The organism is Paraburkholderia largidicola (assembly GCF_013426895.1).
Lineage (GTDB): Bacteria > Pseudomonadota > Gammaproteobacteria > Burkholderiales > Burkholderiaceae > Paraburkholderia > Paraburkholderia largidicola.
Window position 1 is genome coordinate 3,522,027 of record NZ_AP023174.1, and the last position, 18,067, is coordinate 3,540,093.

15 protein-coding genes are annotated in these 18,067 nt (G+C 66.1%); 8 read left to right on the forward strand and 7 right to left on the reverse strand.

Annotation, left to right across the window (positions count from 1 at the left end):
• Positions 1-29 precede the first annotated feature (29 nt).
• Both PPGU16_RS15710 and PPGU16_RS15715 read right to left on the reverse strand, forming a co-directional pair.
• Positions 30-1,811, reverse strand: coding sequence for an OmpA family protein (locus PPGU16_RS15710; RefSeq protein WP_180720912.1), 1,782 nt, complete (start codon positions 1,809-1,811; stop codon positions 30-32).
• A 181-nt stretch (positions 1,812-1,992) separates the two neighbouring features.
• Positions 1,993-3,633, reverse strand: a complete 1,641-nt coding sequence (locus PPGU16_RS15715) for a GMC family oxidoreductase (protein ID WP_180720914.1) — start codon at positions 3,631-3,633, stop codon at positions 1,993-1,995.
• Between the two features lie 308 nt (positions 3,634-3,941).
• Here PPGU16_RS15715 and PPGU16_RS15720 point away from each other — a divergent pair, with 308 nt between their 5' ends.
• Positions 3,942-5,615: an isovaleryl-CoA dehydrogenase gene (locus tag PPGU16_RS15720; protein WP_180720915.1), complete on the forward strand. Its 1,674-nt coding sequence runs from the start codon at positions 3,942-3,944 to the stop codon at positions 5,613-5,615.
• Between the two features lie 38 nt (positions 5,616-5,653).
• Positions 5,654-7,072 carry a coniferyl aldehyde dehydrogenase gene (locus tag PPGU16_RS15725; RefSeq protein WP_180720917.1) on the forward strand — a complete coding sequence of 473 codons (1,419 nt, stop codon included), beginning with the start codon at positions 5,654-5,656 and terminating at the stop codon, positions 7,070-7,072.
• Between the two features lie 9 nt (positions 7,073-7,081).
• On the opposite strand, the gene PPGU16_RS15730 is transcribed toward PPGU16_RS15725, so the two are convergent.
• The 5 genes from PPGU16_RS15730 to fliE form a co-directional block, all read right to left on the reverse strand.
• Positions 7,082-7,417, reverse strand: a complete 336-nt coding sequence (locus tag PPGU16_RS15730) for an EscU/YscU/HrcU family type III secretion system export apparatus switch protein (protein WP_180720919.1) — start codon at positions 7,415-7,417, stop codon at positions 7,082-7,084.
• Positions 7,414-8,805 carry a flagellar hook-length control protein FliK gene (gene fliK, locus PPGU16_RS15735; RefSeq protein ID WP_180720921.1) on the reverse strand — a complete coding sequence of 464 codons (1,392 nt, stop codon included), beginning with the start codon at positions 8,803-8,805 and terminating at the stop codon, positions 7,414-7,416. Before fliK ends, PPGU16_RS15730 begins: the two co-directional genes overlap by 4 nt.
• Positions 8,806-8,873: 68 nt before the next feature.
• Positions 8,874-9,203 carry a flagellar protein FliT gene (locus PPGU16_RS15740; RefSeq protein WP_180720922.1) on the reverse strand — a complete coding sequence of 110 codons (330 nt, stop codon included), beginning with the start codon at positions 9,201-9,203 and terminating at the stop codon, positions 8,874-8,876.
• Positions 9,200-9,634 carry a flagellar export chaperone FliS gene (fliS, locus tag PPGU16_RS15745; RefSeq protein ID WP_007577111.1) on the reverse strand — a complete coding sequence of 145 codons (435 nt, stop codon included), beginning with the start codon at positions 9,632-9,634 and terminating at the stop codon, positions 9,200-9,202. Before fliS ends, PPGU16_RS15740 begins: the two co-directional genes overlap by 4 nt.
• Positions 9,635-10,028: 394 nt before the next feature.
• On the reverse strand, positions 10,029-10,364 hold the full coding sequence (fliE, locus tag PPGU16_RS15750; RefSeq protein ID WP_180720924.1) for a flagellar hook-basal body complex protein FliE: 336 nt from the start codon (positions 10,362-10,364) through the stop codon (positions 10,029-10,031).
• 232 nt (positions 10,365-10,596) lie between these two features.
• On the opposite strand from fliE, the gene fliF reads away from it, so the two are divergent.
• The 6 genes from fliF to PPGU16_RS15780 all read left to right on the forward strand — a co-directional run bounded on the left by fliF (position 10,597) and on the right by PPGU16_RS15780 (position 17,724).
• The gene (fliF, locus tag PPGU16_RS15755) at positions 10,597-12,378 is read left to right on the forward strand and encodes a flagellar basal-body MS-ring/collar protein FliF (RefSeq protein ID WP_180720925.1); all 1,782 of its coding nucleotides are present in this window, start codon (positions 10,597-10,599) and stop codon (positions 12,376-12,378) included.
• Entirely contained in the window at positions 12,368-13,363 is a 996-nt protein-coding gene (gene fliG, locus PPGU16_RS15760) for a flagellar motor switch protein FliG (RefSeq protein ID WP_180720926.1), read from the forward strand. Before fliF ends, fliG begins: the two co-directional genes overlap by 11 nt.
• Complete coding sequence (fliH, locus tag PPGU16_RS15765; protein ID WP_180720928.1) at positions 13,350-14,027, forward strand: flagellar assembly protein FliH; 678 nt, start codon at positions 13,350-13,352, stop codon at positions 14,025-14,027. Before fliG ends, fliH begins: the two co-directional genes overlap by 14 nt.
• Entirely contained in the window at positions 14,021-15,676 is a 1,656-nt protein-coding gene (fliI, locus tag PPGU16_RS15770; protein WP_180720929.1) for a flagellar protein export ATPase FliI, read from the forward strand. Before fliH ends, fliI begins: the two co-directional genes overlap by 7 nt.
• 18 nt (positions 15,677-15,694) lie before the next feature.
• Positions 15,695-16,144: a flagellar export protein FliJ gene (gene fliJ / locus PPGU16_RS15775; protein WP_007734698.1), complete on the forward strand. Its 450-nt coding sequence runs from the start codon at positions 15,695-15,697 to the stop codon at positions 16,142-16,144.
• Positions 16,145-16,209: 65 nt separating this feature from the next.
• Positions 16,210-17,724 carry a flagellar hook-length control protein FliK gene (locus PPGU16_RS15780; RefSeq protein WP_180720931.1) on the forward strand — a complete coding sequence of 505 codons (1,515 nt, stop codon included), beginning with the start codon at positions 16,210-16,212 and terminating at the stop codon, positions 17,722-17,724.
• The last annotated feature ends 343 nt before the right edge of the window (positions 17,725-18,067 follow it).

Sequence of the window (18,067 nt, forward strand, 5' to 3'; positions counted from 1 at the left end):
CTCACGTCTTTACGCTGCGTAGCAACGCTTTATTTGGTCTGAACCTGCGTTTGGGCCTGAGTCTGAGCTTGCGCCTCGCTGAATTCGATCCGGCGATTCGCAAAGCGTCCGCTCTCCGTCGCGTTGCTCGCTACAGGATGGACGTTGCCGTAGCCCTGCGCGACGAGCGCATCGGCGGGCACACCGGCCTTCACGAGGTAGGCGCGCACGGCGTCGGCGCGTTCCTTCGACAGTTCCAGATTCGCCGATTCGCTGCCGACGTTATCCGAGAAACCCGCCACTTCCAGCTTCAGCGCGTGGACGTTCGTCGTGCACGACTTGAGCAGTTGTGCGGACTGGTTCAGATCGTCGAGCGCGGACTGCGGCACGTGCGCGTCGCGTGACGCGAAATTGACGACCTGCAGGTTCAGCGTCTTCACGACATCCGCAGCCGCGCACGATGCGCCCAGCGATTTCGCCGCGTTCCTGAACGACTGCGCGGCGTTCGCAACGGCTTGCGCAGCATCGAATGCGCTCACCTGATACGGCGCGCCGAACAACGATTTCAGACGGTCGAGCCAGCCCGATTTTGCATCGGCGGCCGCGCCGCTCAGTTCGACATGCGTGCCGTCGATCTTCATCTCCGCACCCGGCATCGACAGCAGCGGCATCAGCGCGTCGATCTGCGCGAGCCAATCGGCAGCCTTACGGCTTTCGTCGACGGTGATGTCGGCGTTGAAGTTGCCGGCGCCGAATTTCTTCGTCAGCGCGTTGAGCAGCGCCGATTTCTCCGCAACGTTCTGCACGACCGCGGTCACCGTCGGCTTGCCCTTCCCGTCGACGGAAACGATCAGTTGCGAGTCCTTCGCGACGGCGGGCGCCGCTTCGGTTTCGACTTTGCCGGCTGCCCTGGCCGCGCTGTCCTGCGGTGCTTGCGAGGCGGGCTGCACATCCACTTGCGCTTGAGCAGCCGGCGCTGCAACGGTAGCCGCGACCGCGTCGCGGCCGAGGAAGCTGGTCGCCGCCGGGCACAAGGCCAGCGCCACCCACGTCAGCATCGCAGCGATCGCGCCGATCAGCGCGGACAACGTCGCCATGCCGAACCAGTGCTTCGCCTTCGGGCCGACATGACGCACTTCGCGCGCGGGCAGCACAACAGACGTCGCAGTGGGGGACAACGTGGGTTCGACGGGAACGCGCGCGGTCGTCGACGCCGGCGCGGCGGCGGGATGCTCGAAATGCGACGACACGGCGCGCACCTGCGAGCCGATCGTCTGCGCGAAGGCAGCTGCGCCGCCCAGACCCAGCACGGTCGTGAGGCCGTCGTTCAGAAACGGCGCGATGATCGGCAACTGCTGGCCGAGCAAGGTCGGCAACTGACCAATATTGCCCCGATGCTCAAGGATATGACGCTTGAGCACGCCCATCAGAATGCTGCCCGCAATGCCCGACACGGCGTGCGTCGCATGCGCGGGCACGCCCGTTTGCATCGACACGGTGTCGCTCAGTCCGTCGATGCGTCGCTCGAACGAATGCTCGAGCAACTGGCGTCCCGTCGACGACAACTGCGTGACGCCCGTCGTGCTCGAGAAGAGGCGTGGCAGCTGTTCGGCGACATCCGCGTTGACTTCCTGACCGAGGATCGTCGCGAACAGCGCACGCGCGCCATCGAGCGTCGTGCACTTGTTCAGCAGGCCGGCAACGAGCGCGGGCGTGGTGACGTCCATGACTTTCGCCGTCGCTTCCGGCGGCAATCCGAGGCAGTTCGACAGCTGTTGAACCACGGTGTCCGGCAACACAGACCGGACGAGTTGAATCACATTGACACTCATCGATTCGTTTCCCTGAATTTCGAACGCGCGCCCATGCGCCCTTCGTTGGGCGGCGATTATAGGAGCGGGGAAATCTCAGAATTGAAGCGATCAATGATTTTCAAACGTTATCGGAATTCTCTTACTGCGCTTTTTGCGCTTTATCACAATTCACGGCGTGCGCCGCAGGAGCCACGTCGCTTCACGTGGCGCGCGCCGGCTCGTTCGCGATCGCCGCACTCGGGCCAGCACGGCGCGCAGCGGCGATGAAATCGGCGGCACGCTCGCCGATCATCACCGTCGGCGCATTCGTGTTGCCACCGATCAGCGTCGGCATCACGGAAGCATCGACCACGCGCAGACCCGTCACGCCGCGCACGCGCAGCTGCGTATCGACGACGGATCGATCGTCGCCGCCCATCCGGCACGTCGAAACGGGGTGATAGATCGTGTCGGCATGCGCGGCGATCGTCGCGCGCAATTCGGCGTCCGTCTGACCATGCCGCGTATAAAGCTCGCGGCCGCCGCACAGCGCGAGCGATGGCGCATCGAGAATGCGCCGCGACAGATGCACGCCCTCGACCAGCAGGTTGAGATCGCGCGGATCGCTGAGAAACGCCGGATCGATGACGGGTGCTTCGCGCGCATCGCTGCTTGCCAGCGTCACCGAGCCGCGGCTATGCGGACGCAGCACGCACACATGCAGCGAATAGCCGTGCCCCCAATGCATGCGACGGTTGTGATCGTCGACAAGCGCCGTACAGAAGTGCAGTTGCAGATCGGGCCGGTCGAGTGTCGGCCGGCTTTTCAGAAAGCCGCCCGCTTCCGCGACGTTGCTCGTCAGCATGCCGCGCCCGCTGCGCAGATACGAGACAAAACCCGGCACCATCTTCGCGAAGCCGCGCAGCGAGAAGCCGATGGTCTGCGCCGACGACACGCGCTTGTTGATCGTGAAGTCGACGTGATCCGTGAGGTTGCGCCCGACCTCGGCCGCGTCGTGCAGCACGGGAATGCCGAGCGCGCGCAGATGATCGGCGGGACCGACGCCCGAGCACATCAGCAGTTGCGGCGAGTTGAACGTCCCCGCCGACAGCACGACTTCCGCGCGCGCCTCGATCGTCTCCGTGACGCTGTTGCGCACCACTTCCACGCCCTTCGCGCGCTTGCCGTCGAATACCACGCGCAGCACAGCCGCGTCGGCGATCGTGTGCAGGTTCGCACGCGCGTGGCCATAGATATACGCGCGTGCGACGCTCCAGCGCTGTCCGTCGCGCTGCGTCACCTGATAGAAGCCGATGCCTTCCTGCTGCGTGCCGTTGAAGTCGTCGTTGCGCGGGAAGCCCGCTTCGACGGCGGCTTTCACGAAACGATGCGAAAACGGATTCTGAAAGCGCAGGTTCGACACGCTGAGCGGGCCGTCCGCGCCGTGCAGCGCATCGGCGCCGCGCTCGTTGCCTTCCGCGCGGCGGAAATACGGCAGCACGTCGTCGAATGCCCAGCCGTCGCAGCCCAGACGCGCCCAGTCGTCGTAGTCGAGCGGATGGCCGCGCGTGTACACCATCGCGTTGATCGCGCTCGATCCGCCGAAGCCGCGTCCGCGCGGCTGATAACCGCGCCTTCCACCGAGGCCGGGTTGCGGCGTCGTCAGATAGCCGTAGTTGGTCTTGCGCCGGAACGGCACGACGGCCGCGACACCGAGCGGCATGTTGACGAACAGATTGCGTTCGGTGTGCGGGCCGGCTTCGATGAGCGCGATGGTCGCATCGGGACATTGCTCGGCGAGACGCCCGGCGAGCGAACAGCCGCCCGAGCCTGCGCCGACGATGACGTAGTCGTATTGCATCCGCTCCTCCTGTCGACCGCGCTGATTTGCTGGCGGCATCTGTCTCGTGCACACTTGTCTACGTGCGTTTGTTTGCGCATTGTAGGGAGCGCCGGCCGTTCGCGCGCTGGTGGCGTCAGAGCGATCACTCTAAACGGAACCCGCGACGCGCCCCTATGATGAAAGATGCTGTCCGCGCCCGGCACCGCGCGCGGAACTCATTCAAACACGGTCTTTCGCGCATCGTCTTATACGCGTATGGCTCGCGCACTCCAATAAAACAGCGCCCGCACAATGGACGGCGCGCGTGCATCGACTGGAGACATCAGATGGAACGGTTCGGCCCCGGCAACACGCATGAAGTGACCAATCAGGTCCCGCCCCTCGCGAACTACAACCTGTTTGCGAGCGATGCCGCGCTGGCCGCTGCTGTCGAGCGCGAAGGCGCGGCGTGGCATCGCGAGGCGCTCACACGCGACGGCGCCGCGCTGACAGCACCTGAAGTGCTCGCGCTCGCCGATCTGGCCAATCGCCACACGCCCGAACTCGCGAGCTTCAGCCCGCGCGGCGAGCGCATCGACGCGCTCGAGTTTCATCCCGCGTGGCAAACGCTGCTCGGCTTGCTGCGCAGCGAAGGACTTCACGCGCTGCCGTTTTCCGATCCGCAGCCCGGCGCGATGGTCGCACGCTGCGCGGGTTATTTTCTGCATGCGCAACTCGAATCCGGCTCGCTCTGTCCGCTGACGATGACCTTCGCCAGCATCCCCGTGCTGCAACGTGAGCCTGCGTTGTTCGCCACGCTGCGCGACAAGCTCTATTCGCGTGAGCACGATCCGCGCGACGTCCCGCTCGATCAGAAAATATCGATGATGGTCGGCATGGGCATGACCGAGAAGCAAGGCGGCTCGGACGTGCGCAGCAACCGCACGCAGGCGTTCGCGGCGGACGGCGGCGGACGCGGCGCGGCGTATCGGCTGGTCGGCCATAAGTGGTTTTTTTCCGCGCCGCAGTGCGACGCACATCTCGTGCTCGCGCGCACCGAAGATCAGGAAGCGCTGTCATGCTTTTTCGTGCCGCGCTTCGCGCCCGATGGAAGCAAGAACGCCGTGCGCGTGCAGCGTCTGAAGGACAAGCTCGGCAACCGTTCGAACGCGAGCAGCGAAGTCGAATTCTTCGACGCCCACGGCGTGATGATCGGCGACGAAGGACGCGGCGTGCCAACCATCATCGAAATGGCGAACTACACGCGGCTCGACTGCGTGATCGGCAGCGCGGCGCTGATGCGCGCGGCGCTCGTGCAAGCGATCCACCACGCGCGGCATCGCAGCGCATTCGGCAGGCATCTTGCCGATCAGCCGCTGATGCGCAACGTGCTCGCGGATCTGTCGCTCGAAACGGAAGCGGCCACGGTCCTGTTCATGCGCCTCGCGCGCGCCTTCGAAGACACCACGAACGCGCCCGAAGAACGCGCGTGGCGGCGTCTCGTCACGCCCGCCGCAAAGTACTGGGTTTGCAAACGCACGCTCGAATTCACGGGCGAAGCGATGGAAGTCTGGGGCGGCAACGGCTACGTCGAAGAGGGGCCGATGGCGCGCTTCTACCGCGAAGCGCCCGTGAACTCGATCTGGGAAGGCTCGGGCAACGTGATGTGTCTCGACGTGTTGCGCGCGATGGAGCGCGAGCCCGACGCCGCACAGGCCTTGCTTGCCGCGTGGCGCGAAGCGGCGCGAGCGCATCCCGCGCTGAACGCAGCGCTCGAACGTTTGATGAGCGCGCTGTCGTCGGCGCCCGAAGAACGCGAGGCGTCCGCGCGCCGCATCGCGCAACAGATCGTGCTGATCGCGCAGGCCGTACTGCTCGTGCAGCATGCGCCTGCCTTCGTCGCCGATGCGTTCATCGCGACGCGGCTGGGCGATGGCTGCGGCGAAAGCGGCCGCGTGTACGGCACGCTGCCCGCCTCGTTCGACCATAAGGCGATCGTCGATCGCGCGTTCACCGGCTGACTTCACGCGGCATACAAGAAAATGGGAGAGACAACGAAATGAAGAACGATCGGCCGGATATCGCGGCCCTGGAAGAGCTGTTGCGCGAGCAGCGGGCGGCATATCTGAAAGCGCCGTATCCGTCATGGGATCAGCGTGCCGCGCATCTGAAGGCGCTACGCGAAGTGCTGCTCGACCATCGCGACGCGCTCGCCGATGCGATGCACGCCGACTTCGGCAATCGCGCGAAGGAAGAAATCCTGCTGGCCGAATTTCTGCTCATCAAAGAGGAAATCGACGGCGCGCTGCGTCACGGCAAGCGCTGGATGAAAGCGCAGCGCCGCGCGACCAACAAGTGGCTCTTGCCTGCCCGCGCCAAGGTCGTGCCGCAGCCGCTCGGCGTGGTCGGGATCATCGTGCCTTGGAATTATCCGGTGCTGCTGGCGGCCGGACCGCTCATCAGCGCGCTCACGGCCGGCAATCGCGCGATCATCAAGATGTCGGAATTGACGCCGCGTACCTCGCTGCTCTTCGAGCAACTGATCGCGCAGACCTTCGCCCGCGATCACGTCGCCGTCGTGAACGGCGACGCCGCGCTTGCGGCGGCATTCAGCGCACAGCCATTCGACCATCTGCTGTTCACCGGCTCGACGAAAGTCGGCCATGAAGTGATGCGCGCCGCCGCGACGCATCTGACGCCCGTGACGCTCGAACTCGGTGGCAAGTCGCCCGCCATCGTCGGGCCGCAGGCGCGCTTCGACTACGCCGTCGACAGCATCGTCGCGGGCAAGACGCTCAACGCGGGACAAACCTGCATCGCGCCGGATTACGTGCTGGTGCCGCGCGGCAAGGAACAGGCGTTCATCGAGCGGGCACGCTCGCGCATGACGCGCCTGTATCCCGATTTCGCCCGCAACCCCGATTACACGTCGATCATTTCGCCGCGCCATTTCGAGCGCCTGCAGCGTCTCGCCGACGAAGCCTGCGAACAGGGCGCGCAGCTGCACGCGCTCACCGATGCCGCGCCCGATGCCAACGCGCGCCGCTTTCCGCTCGTCGCCGTGACGCACGCGCCCGACACGTCCATGCTGATGCAGGAAGAGATTTTCGGGCCGTTGCTGCCCGTGATTCCCTACGATTCGCTCGACGACGCCATCGCCTATGTCAACGCGCGCCCGCGTCCGCTATCGCTCTATCTGTACGACGACGACAAGGCGACGATCGCGCGCGTCACGCACGAAACGATCGCGGGCGGCATGTCCGTCAACGAAACGCTGATGCATCTTGCGTGCGAAAGCCTGCCGTTCGGCGGCGTCGGCGCGAGCGGGATGGGTGCGTATCACGGGTACGAAGGCTTCGTCACGTTCTCGAAGATGAAGCCGGTCTTGACGCAGGCGCGCTTCAACGCGCGCGGCCTGATCGCACCGCCGTATGGCAGGCGCGTGCGGGCGCTGCTCAGTCTGATGATGCGGTTCTGACGCCGGGCGTCAAAGCTCGCTGGACGTGTCGGGCGGAAGATCGGTGGCAACGATGTCGATGACGGGCGAATCATCGCCGGCACCGCTCTCCAGCCGATGCAGCCAGGCGAGCAGTTCCGCGACGGCCTGATAAAGCCGCGGCGGAATGCGCGAGTCGACATCGACCTGCATCAGCAGCGACACCATTTCGGGCGATTGATGCACGTACAGGCCCGCTTCCTTCGCGCGCTGCACGATCATCTCGGCGACGATCCCGTAGCCTTTCGCGACGATGCGCGGCGCGTCGTCGTGACCGTGCGAATCGTAGACCAGCGCCGCCGCGCTCTTGCGACTCGTACGGCTCATTGCATGTCCCAATCGAAATCGCGGTCGTCGGCATCGTTCTGCGCGGGCTTGTCCGCCGTCGAGCGCGCATACGCCGATGCCGCAGCGGCAGCCGCCGCCGCGCCGCCCGCCGGCATGCTTCCGCCGATTTCGCGGATCGACAGGCCGCTCAGTTCGATGCCCGCTTGCGCGAGCCGCTCGCGGAAGGTTTCGCCCTGCGCCGCGAGCCGCACCGCGCCGCCGGGGCTCGCCTGCACGCGCGCGACCAGCCGCGAGCCCGTCAATGTGAGTTCGGCGTCGACGGTACCGAGCGACGGCAGCGACAGCGTGAGGCGCGTGCGCCACGGGTATTCGTCGTCGGCAGAGGCGGCACCGTTGCCGCTGCGCCGCCATTCGTCACCGTCCTGCTCGATCGTCCAGTCGAGGCGCGCGCCCGGCCACGCTTCACCCGTCCAGCGGAATTGCCCGGTCGCGAGCAGATCGAGTTGCTGGCGCACGAGCGGTATCGTCGCGGGATGCAACGCCGCCGCCATCGATTGCTGCTGGTGCGCGTTGGCGTCGTCCATGCCCGCGGCATGGGCCGCCGCCGGGTTCTGCGCCGGTTGCCCCGCCTGGTCGGGCGTGTCGATGATGTCGTGGGTCGCGAGATCGAACGTCGTGAAGCGCGCCGACTGCGTCTGCGGGCCTTCCGGCGTGCCGCGCGCAGCGGCCACCGCAGCCGCGAAAGCCGCGGCGCCCGTGTTGCCTGAGGGACGGCCTTGCGTCCAGGAGTTCGATTCGTCGGCGTCGTGGCTCAAGTCGAGCGGCATTTGCGACGCCGCGTCGGCAAGCCGGTTCTGCGCTTCGCCCGCAAGCGATTCGACGGGTCGTTGCCCCGACAGCCACTGCGCGAGATGCGATTCGTAGAACAATCCGCTTTCGTCGACGGTGCGCCTGAGGGCGGCCGCCAGCTCGGCGACGGGCAACGGCGCGGCGACGATGTTCGCCGCCGCGTCCGTGCCGTGTGCGGCATTCGCGCCGCCTGCGGTCTGCGAAGGCGCGGCACCTGTTGGGGCGTTACCCGAAGCAGCCGCCTGCGATGCGCTCGCGCCCGTGTCGAAGAGCGGCAGCGGCGCGATGTCGATGGCGGGTGCAGCGGGCCAGACGGGAATCTGCCCGACCAGCGCGGGTGTCGCTTCGCCGCCGGATCGGGTAATCGCGTCGAGCGTCAGCGCGACGGCCGACAGCACCGTCTGCGCGGATGCCGGCAACGGCGCAGGCATCATTGCGATGGGCGCACCGGGCGGCTGCCTGACGTTCAGGGACGCGTCGGTCTGCGCGGTCGTCGCGCTGGATCGCGAGCCGAGGGGAAGCAGGCTGTCGATGCGGCTAGCCAGCAACGAGGCCACCGCCGTGTCGATTCCGTTCATGCCCGCTTCCTCTCGCGCATTGACGCTGCGTGGCCGCTAGCGGCTCGTATTGGACGTTATGAAAGCGCTCAGCGCGCCTGGTAAAGTTCTTTCAGCACGATGGCCGGGCGGCTCGGCGCGAACAGCGCCTGCAGCTTGGCCATGCGCGGGTTCGCGAGATCGCGGACCGTCGCGTCGTTGGCGAGGATCTGGCGGATCAGGTCGAATTTGCGCGAGCGCTCGTCGTCGGACAGGCGTACGCCGTCTTCCGCGTGCTTCAGCGCGTCGACGAGATGCCGGTACTCGTCCTGCAACAGGACGAGCTCGTTCCAGAGCGCCTCTCGCGCCGCCATCACCATCTGGACTGAAATCGCTGCGATCGCCTCGTAGCGGGCGAAATATTCTGCGTTCGAACTCATCTCATGCTTTCGGCGGATGACTGCATCGCCATCCGCGCAATCTCCGGCGCGATTCCAATCCAGGCTTCCTCGAGCGTCGCCAGCAAGCCGTCGACTTCGACGAGCATCGCATCGCTCTGTTTGAGGTTCGCCTCGAGCAGTCGCCGTGTCATATAGCTATAGAGCGCGTGGAGACGCTCCGCGATTTCACCGCCTGCTTCTACGTTGAGCGCCTGCTGCAATCCGTCGCCGATGATCTGAATCGCCTTGCCGATCGCCTCGCCGCGCGCCGCAATGTCGCCCTGCTGCAGATGCATGCGCGCCTGCGCAACGGCCTTGCGTGCCCCCTGGTAGAGCATCACGATCAGGCGATGGGGACTGGCGCCCATCACCCCTGTCTCCACGCCAACCCGAGCGTAGGCATTGGCTCCAGAGTGTCCCGGGGAAAACATCGGCGCTCCTCCTGTATTGCAGATGACGATCAGATCAGACTGACAGCGGACAGCCCGCCAAAACGCCGCGAGATTCTGCCGCACGCGTTCCGGCCAGCCCTTGTATCAAGGTTATCGGTTCATACGAATAAAGCTTTAGCCCGCTGGAAGGAAGCGTCAGGAAAGATACGCGGCGCGGCGCCCGGGCGCCGCGCGCGGGCGCAGGTTGGCTGCGCATGGCGGGCCGCCGCACCGGCACGGTGCACGGAACCCGCGCGCGAGGCCGCCCGGCGAGGCGGGCGACGGGACGCTGCGCACGCTTGCGACAGACGCGATGCCGCCTGCATCGACCGCGTTCCGCCGCCCGGAGGCTGGCGGCGGCTCGCGATCGCACGCGGCATGCGCCGCAGGCGTCTCAGACGGCCATCTGCATGATGTCGTTGTAGGCCGACACGAGCTTGTTGCGCACCTGCAGACCGAACTGGAAGCCGACGTTGGCCTTCTGCATGTCGACCATCACGTCGTTCAGCGACACGTTCGGCGCGCCGATTTCGAACGCATGGGCTTCGCCGATCGCGCTCTTCTGGTCGCCGCTGATCTTGTCGATCGAGGCTTTCAGGGCCGACGCGAAGCCGCCTGCCGTGGCCGCGCCATTGTCATTCCCAACCGGGGCGCTGCCGCCCGTGGCCTGAGCCGCCATCTCCTGCATCTGCTGCAAGGCCGACTGGAGCGGATTGATGAGTGCCGTCATGTTCTCTCCTGAGTGAGATGCAGGCGAGCGTTCGCGCCATACACCGATTGGACAGGAAGCATAGCAGTGGCCCTTTTGCGAAAGCCGTGAAAGTAAGGGGAAACCCCCCGCTATTCGGCGCATCGGGTTGCTTACCCATGCGGATAATCCCTAGCGTGAAAGTCTCTGTCGGCAGGCAAGGTAAGGCGCCGTAAGCCGCAGAACGCAAAAGCATTCCGGAGAAACCCGACGCATGGATTCGTCAGCCAACTCTTTGATCAACCCCGACGCCCGCATGGGCCTCGCCGGCGCGCAGCCGGGCGCAGCGGGAGCAGCCGGCGGCGCTGCAGGCCTCGACCTCGGCGGCACGGGCGGTGGTTTCGCCACGCGCTTCCCGGGCCTTCCCACGTCGCTGTCGCAGATGCGCGGCAACCCGCGCGCGCCGCTGATCTTCGCCGTCGCGCTGCTGGTCGCCGTGGTCGCGGGGCTGATCCTCTGGTCGCGCGCTCCTGACTACAAGGTGCTGTACAGCAATGTCTCCGATCAGGACGGCGGCGCAATCGTTGCCGCGCTCCAGCAGGCGAACGTGCCGTACAAGTTTTCCGATGCGGGCGGCGCGATTCTGATTCCCGCCGACCAGGTGCACGAAATGCGTCTGCGCCTCGCGTCGCAGGGCTTGCCGAAGAGCGGCTCGGTCGGCTTCGAACTGATGGACAACCAGAAGTTCGGCATCAGCCAGTTCGCCGAGCAGATCAACTATCAGCGCGCGCTCGAAGGCGAGTTGCAGCGCACGATCGAATCCATCTCGACGGTCAAGACGGCGCGCGTCCATCTGGCGATTCCGAAGCCGACCGTGTTCGTGCGCGACCGCGAAGCGCCGTCGGCATCCGTGATGGTCAATCTGTATCCGGGCCGCATGCTCGACGAAGGCCAGGTCGTGGCGATTACGCATATGGTCGCCTCCGCCGTGCCCGACCTGCCCGTGCGCAACGTGACGATCATCGACCAGGACGGCAACCTGCTCACGCAGGCAGGCGTCAGTGGCAGCGGCCTCGACGCCACGCAACTGAAGTATGTGCAGCAGATCGAACGCAACACGCAGCAGCGCATCGACGCGATCCTTGGGCCGCTGTTCGGCTCGGGCAATGCGCATTCGTCGGTGAACGCAGACATCGATTTCTCGAAAGGCGAGCAGACGTCGGAAGACTACGGCCCGAACGGCAACCCGCAGCAAGCCGCGATCCGCAGCCAGCAGACCAGCACGGCCACCGAAATGTCGCAGAGCGGTGCGTCGGGCGTGCCGGGCGCACTGTCTAACCAGCCGCCGCAGCCGGCCTCCGCACCGATCGTCGCGAGCGCAAATGGCGCAAGCGGCGTGACGACGACGCCCGTCAGCGACCGCAAGGATGCGACCACCAACTACGAGCTGAACAAGACCGTGAGCCACACGGAAAAGGCGATCGGCGGCATCAAGCGCCTGTCGGTGGCGGTGGTGGTGAACTACATGCGCGTGGTCGACGCGAAGGGCCACGCGACCATGCAGCCCGTCCCCGCCGACAAGCTCGCGCAGGTCACACAGCTGGTGAAGGACGCGATGGGCTACGACCAGGCACGCGGCGACTCGATCAACGTGGTGAACAGCGCGTTCACGCAGATCGTCGATCCGGATGCCGACCTGCCGTGGTGGCGCACCAAGGACATGATCGCGATGTACAAGCAGATCGCGACGTACGTGGGCATCGGCGCGGTCGCCCTGTTCCTCTACTTCGTGATGGTCAAGCCGGCGCTGCGCCGCGCGTTCCCGCCGCCGGAGCCGGCTGTCGCCGCGCTGCCGTCGCCGGACGAGCCGGTGCTCGACGGCCTGCCGAGCGCAGCCGCCATCGCCGCCGAAGAAGAAGTCGAAGGATCGCTGGTCTCGCTGGAAAGCGACAAGGCCAAATATGAGCGGAACCTCGAATATGCGCGTCAGATCGCGCGTCAGGATCCGAAGATCGTTGCAACCGTCGTGAAGAGCTGGGTGTCCGATGAGCACTGAAGGCGTATTGAAGAGCGCGCTCCTGCTGATGTCGATCGGCGAGGAAGAGGCAGCTCAGGTATTCAAGTTTCTGGGGCCGCGTGAGGTCCAGAAGATCGGCGTCGCGATGGCGTCGCTGAAGAACATCACCCGCGAGCAGATCGACGAGGTGCTGCACGAGTTCGTCTCCGAGGCGGACAAGCACACTGCCCTCTCGCTCGATTCGAACGACTACATCCGCTCGGTGCTGACCAAGGCGCTCGGCGACGACAAGGCAGGCGCGATCATCGACCGTATCCTGCAAGGCAGCGATACGAGCGGCATCGAAGGCCTGAAGTGGATGGATTCGGCGGCCGTCGCGGAACTCATCAAGAACGAGCACCCGCAGATCATCGCGACGATTCTCGTGCACCTGGACCGCGATCAGGCGTCGGAGATCGTCGCATGCTTCACGGAGCGTCTGCGCAACGACGTACTGCTGCGCATCGCGACACTCGACGGCATTCAGCCCGCCGCGCTGCGCGAACTCGACGACGTGCTGACGGGCCTGCTCTCGGGCAGCGACAACCTGAAGCGCAGCCCGATGGGCGGCATTCGCACGGCGGCGGAAATTCTCAACTTCCTGCCGGGCAATCACGAAGAGTCCGTCATCGACAACGTCCGCCAGTACGACGCGGAACTCGCGCAGAAGATCATCGACCAGATGTTCGTGTTCGACAACCTGCTCGACCTGGAAGACCGCGCGATCCAGCTGCTGCTGAAGGAAGTCGAGTCGGAAACGCTGATCATCTCGCTGAAGGGCGCGCAGCCCGCGCTGCGCCAGAAGTTCCTGTCGAACATGTCGCAGCGAGCGGCCGAACTGCTCGCGGAAGACCTCGATGCGCGCGGCCCGGTCCGCGTGTCGGAAGTGGAAACGCAACAGCGCAAGATCCTCCAGGTCGTGCGCAATCTCGCCGAGTCCGGTGCAATCGTGATCGGCGGCAAGGCGGAAGATGCATATGTCTGAGCACGACTCCCCGCGCAAGGAGAGCCTCTCGGCCTACCAGCGCTGGGAGATGGCCTCGTTCGACCCGGTTCCCGAGCCGGAACCCGAAGTCGACGACGGCGCGTTCGAAGCCGAACTGCAACGCCTGCGCGACACCGCGCATGCGCAGGGCGTCGCGTCCGGCCATGTGGCTGGCCAGGCGCTCGGCTATCAGGCCGGCTACGAACAGGGCCGCGCTCAGGGCTTCGAACAGGGTCAGACGGAAGCGCGCGCGGAAGCCGAACAGCTCGCCGCGCTCGCCGAGACCTTCAAGGCAGCGCTCGACAATGCGCAGCACGAATTGTCCGAAACGATCGTCGCGCTCGCGCTCGACATCGCGCAACAAGTGGTTCGCCAGCATGTCCAGCACGATCCGACGGCACTGATCGCCGCCGCGCGTGAGGTGATGGCGACGGAACCGGCGCTGGTCGGCGCGCCGGCGCTGATCGTGAGTCCCGCCGATCTGCCCGTCGTCGAAGCGTATCTGCTGGAAGAACTGCAGACGCGCGGCTGGAGCGTGCGCACCGACCCCGCGGTCGAACGCGGCGGCTGCCGTGCCGTCTCCACGACAGGCGAAGTGGACGCCGGCATCGGCACGCGCTGGGAGCGCGTGACGGCTGCGCTCGGCAAGGCAAGCACATGGTAAAGCCGACCATCGAAGACATTCAGCACAGCGACCTCACGCCGCTCGAGCGCGAGCTGGCGCTGGCGTCGTTCGGCGCGGAAGCGCTCACCGTCGCGCAGATGGAAGAGTCGCTCGCGGCGCTGGAATCCGCGATTTCTGACGCGCATTCGGCAGGTCAATCCCGCGATGAAACCCGCGACGACACAAACGACAACGCCAGCGGCGCACATCCCGCTGCCGCGCCCGCGAGCCGCGAATCGGCGGCTGCGCAAAAGCGCGCGCCCGATCCCGCGCTCGCATCCAATCCGCATTTGCAGGCGTGGCGCAATCGTTTGAACGGTTTGCGCGAGCGCAACCAGATCGCGCGCCCGCTGCGCGCCTGCGGCCGCCTGACGCGCGCCGCCGGTCTGGTGCTCGAAGCCGTTGGCCTGCGTCTGGCCGTCGGTTCGGAAGTGATGATCGAACTGCCGCCCGGCAGCTCACGCACCATGGCGGAAGCCGAAGTGGTCGGCTTTCACGGCGACAAGCTCTTTCTGATGCCGACCACGGAAGTCGCCGGTCTGCTGCCCGGTGCGCGTGTCTATCCGCTGGAAGTCGCGCCGATCGCCGATCCGATGGCGGGCGCGAAGCGACTGCCCGTCGGCTGGGAACTGCTCGGCCGCGTGGTCGATGCATCAGGCAAGCCGCTCGACGGTTTCGGCCCGCTCAACGCGCGCAACGACGCGCCGCTCACCGCGCCGACCATCAACCCGTTGCATCGCGAGCCGATTCACAAGGTGCTCGACGTCGGCGTGCGCGCAATCAACGCGCTGCTCACCGTCGGACGCGGCCAGCGCATGGGGCTGTTCGCCGGTTCGGGCGTCGGTAAATCGGTGCTGCTCGGCACGATGGCGCGCTACACCAGCGCCGAAGTGATCGTGATCGGCCTGATCGGCGAACGTGGCCGCGAAGTGAAGGAATTCATCGAGCAGATTCTCGGCGAGGAAGGTCTCGCGCGCTCCGTCGTCGTGGCCGCGCCCGCCGACGTGTCGCCGCTGTTGCGGATGCAGGCCGCCGCCTACACGACCTCGCTCGCCGAATATTTCCGCGACCAGGGCAAGCACGTTCTGTTGCTGATGGACTCGCTCACGCGTTACGCAATGGCGCAGCGCGAGATCGCGCTGGCGATCGGTGAACCGCCTGCGACCAAGGGTTATCCGCCTTCCGTGTTCGCGAAGCTGCCCGCGCTCGTCGAGCGCACGGGCAACGGCCCGGAAGGCGGCGGTTCGATTACCGCGTTCTATACGGTGCTGACGGAAGGCGACGACCAGCAGGACCCGATCGCCGATTCGGCGCGCGCGATTCTCGACGGCCATATCGTGCTGTCGCGCGCGCTTGCCGAAGCGGGCCACTATCCTGCCATCGACATCGAAGCGTCGATCAGCCGCGCGATGACCTCGCTCATCAGCGACGCGCATCTCGATCGCACGCGGCAGTTCAAGCAGATGCTGTCGCGCTACCAGCGCAACCGCGATCTGATCAACGTCGGCGCGTATTCGTCGGGACGCGACGCGGTACTCGACAAGGCCATCGCGCTGTATCCGCGCATGGAAGCGTTCCTGCAGCAAGGTTTCCGCGAAAGTGCGGGCTTCGACGCCAGCATCGCGCACCTCGATTCGCTGTTCGGCTAGCAAGCCAGGAGAGACTGAATGAGCAAGCACTTTCCGATCAAGACGCTGATTGGCCTCGCGCAGGACGACGTCGATGCTGCCGCGCGCAAGCTCGGCCGCGTGCAGCGCGAGCGCAACGACGTCGAAGCGCAGTTGACCGCGCTGATCGAATACCGCGACGAGTATCACCGCCGTTTCACGGAAACCGCCAAGGCGGGCATGCCCGCCGGCAACATGCGCAACTTTCAGGCGTTCATCGACACGCTCGACGCCGCCATCGAACAGCAGCGCGGCTTGCTGGCGACGGCGACGGCGCGTGTCGAAGCGGCCAAGCCCGAATGGCAGCACAGCAAGCAGAAGCTTGGTTCTTACGAAGTACTGGAAGCACGCGGCATCGCCGCCGAAGCAAAAGTCGCGGCGCGCCGCGAGCAACGGGACGCCGACGAGTTCGGCGCACGAATTCTCCGGATGCGCGCGGAAGGCGCATGAAGACGCCTCACGCCGCGAAACGATGCGGCGCGCAACGGGACTGACACGACCACACGAGATCCAGCATGTCGCCTCTTTCACTGATCAACTCGCTGCTCGGCTCGACGAGCGGCTCATCGGGCAGCAGCGCGTCGAACGGCGTGAACGCCAGCACGCTGCCGTTCTCGACGACGCTGCAGCAAAGCATCGCCGCGCAGAACCAGGCGCTCGCGCCCTCGCCTGCTCCCGCACCGGCGCCCGCGCCGACGCCGGCACCGTCCGCATCGAATGGTTCCAGCGTGCACGACGTGCCGCCCGCCGACAACAGCTCGAAGGACACCAGTGCCGCCGACGGTTCGAACGGCACCGACAGCACGAAGTCCGCGAGCCAGAGCGACAACACGCAGCAAAGCGGCGCGTCGAACGGCGCCAACGGTGCAGACGGCACCAATGGCGCGAACGGCAAGGACAAGACCGACACGGCATCGAAGCCGGACGACGGCGCGCCGACCAAAGGCGCCGCAGCCGCGGAGACGGCGGCAGCCGCAGCGGCCGCAGCCGCCGCTGCACAAGCTCAGGCCCAGGCGAGCAGCGCAGCCGATGCAGCGAATGCGGCAACGACCGACGCGCAACCGACGCCCGCTTCGACCCCGGTCGCCGGCAATACGACCACGCCCGTGGTTCAGACACCGTCGAAAAAGATCGCCTCGCTCGACCCGAAAGCGACTCAAGATGCGTTGCAGGCTGCCTTCGCCGCGATGGCGAACGGCCAGGGCGCAACGCCTGCGACGGGCGTGAGCACATCCGCAAGCTCCGGCGCGTCGGCGACGGGCGAAGCGACGCTCGGCGGCACGGGCGCAGGTGCCGGCAAGGGCCTGACGCTTGGCGACTTGCGCAACATGAAGGGCGACGCGGCTGGGACGAACGCGACGGCCGCTACCACACCGGCCGCCGCCGCAGCCGCGCAGCCGAGCCCAGCCGAAACGCTCGCCGCCGCCAGCGCGAGCGTCTCGCAGGCGAGCGCCGTGCCTGCCGCGAATGCCGACACGAACGCCGCGCTCGCGGCGACTCAGGCCGCATCGGCGGCAGCCGCCGCAAGCGCGACGACGACGGCAACGCAGGGTTCCAACCCCGCGACCGCCGCGATGGCGAACGCCATCGCGCCGCAAGTCGGCGCGCACGATTGGGAAGACGCGTTCAGCCAGAAGGTCGTGTTCCTCACCAACGCGCATCAGCAGACGGCGGAACTCACGCTCAATCCACGCGACCTCGGCCCGCTACAGGTCGTCCTGCAGGTTGCCGATAACCATGCACATGCCCTTTTTGTTTCGCAGCATCAGCAGGTGCGGGAAGCGGTCGAAGCCGCGCTGCCGAAACTGCGCGAAGCGATGGAGCAAGGCGGCATTGGCTTGGGCAGCGCCAGCGTGAGCGACGGCTTTGCCCGCCAGAGCAGCCAGCAGGGCCAGGAGCAGAGCGGCGGCGCTCGCGGCGGCCGCAGCAGCGGCCGTGGCGATGCGGGCATCGACGTCGCGGGCGGCAGTGCGACGACGGTGAGCATGCCGGTGCGACGCACGGTTGGGTTGGTGGACACGTTCGCGTGACGTTATGCGGTTTGTTGCTGCGCTGGCATCCGCGTGATGTTGTCGTTCTTCATGCGTTGCCCCTGTGCGGGGCGGCAGTCACTTTCTTTGCCGCCGCAAAGAAAGTAACCAAAGAAAGCGGCTCACACCGAGCCGCTTGACGATCGCCAAGGAATTCAGACAGCCCAAGCTGAGGCAAACTGTATGTAGGCTTCCTCGCCTTATGCGCGTGCACTTCGGACCTGGTCCGGAGTGCCCACGTGGGCGGCACGATGGCCTGCACAGAGTTTGCCGCAAAAAGGATGCTGGAAGCTCTGGAGCAATGGTCAAGCGGCTCGGTGTGAGCTGCTTTCTTTTGCCTACT

Excerpts from the sequence above, each read along its gene's own strand:
- PPGU16_RS15740 (WP_180720922.1), bottom strand. The coding sequence starts at position 9,203 with ATGAGTTCGAACGCAGAATATTTCGCCCGCTACGAGGCGATCGCAGCG.
- PPGU16_RS15730 (WP_180720919.1), bottom strand. The coding sequence starts at position 7,417 with ATGAGCCGTACGAGTCGCAAGAGCGCGGCGGCGCTGGTCTACGATTCG.
- fliS (WP_007577111.1), bottom strand. The coding sequence starts at position 9,634 with ATGTTTTCCCCGGGACACTCTGGAGCCAATGCCTACGCTCGGGTTGGC.
- PPGU16_RS15720 (WP_180720915.1), top strand. The coding sequence starts at position 3,942 with ATGGAACGGTTCGGCCCCGGCAACACGCATGAAGTGACCAATCAGGTC.
- fliE (WP_180720924.1), bottom strand. The coding sequence starts at position 10,364 with ATGACGGCACTCATCAATCCGCTCCAGTCGGCCTTGCAGCAGATGCAG.
- PPGU16_RS15710 (WP_180720912.1), bottom strand. The coding sequence starts at position 1,811 with ATGAGTGTCAATGTGATTCAACTCGTCCGGTCTGTGTTGCCGGACACC.
- PPGU16_RS15725 (WP_180720917.1), top strand. The coding sequence starts at position 5,654 with ATGAAGAACGATCGGCCGGATATCGCGGCCCTGGAAGAGCTGTTGCGC.
- fliK (WP_180720921.1), bottom strand. The coding sequence starts at position 8,805 with ATGAACGGAATCGACACGGCGGTGGCCTCGTTGCTGGCTAGCCGCATC.
- PPGU16_RS15780 (WP_180720931.1), top strand. The coding sequence starts at position 16,210 with ATGTCGCCTCTTTCACTGATCAACTCGCTGCTCGGCTCGACGAGCGGC.
- fliJ (WP_007734698.1), top strand. The coding sequence starts at position 15,695 with ATGAGCAAGCACTTTCCGATCAAGACGCTGATTGGCCTCGCGCAGGAC.
- fliI (WP_180720929.1), top strand. The coding sequence starts at position 14,021 with ATGGTAAAGCCGACCATCGAAGACATTCAGCACAGCGACCTCACGCCG.
- PPGU16_RS15715 (WP_180720914.1), bottom strand. The coding sequence starts at position 3,633 with ATGCAATACGACTACGTCATCGTCGGCGCAGGCTCGGGCGGCTGTTCG.
- fliG (WP_180720926.1), top strand. The coding sequence starts at position 12,368 with ATGAGCACTGAAGGCGTATTGAAGAGCGCGCTCCTGCTGATGTCGATC.
- fliF (WP_180720925.1), top strand. The coding sequence starts at position 10,597 with ATGGATTCGTCAGCCAACTCTTTGATCAACCCCGACGCCCGCATGGGC.
- fliH (WP_180720928.1), top strand. The coding sequence starts at position 13,350 with ATGCATATGTCTGAGCACGACTCCCCGCGCAAGGAGAGCCTCTCGGCC.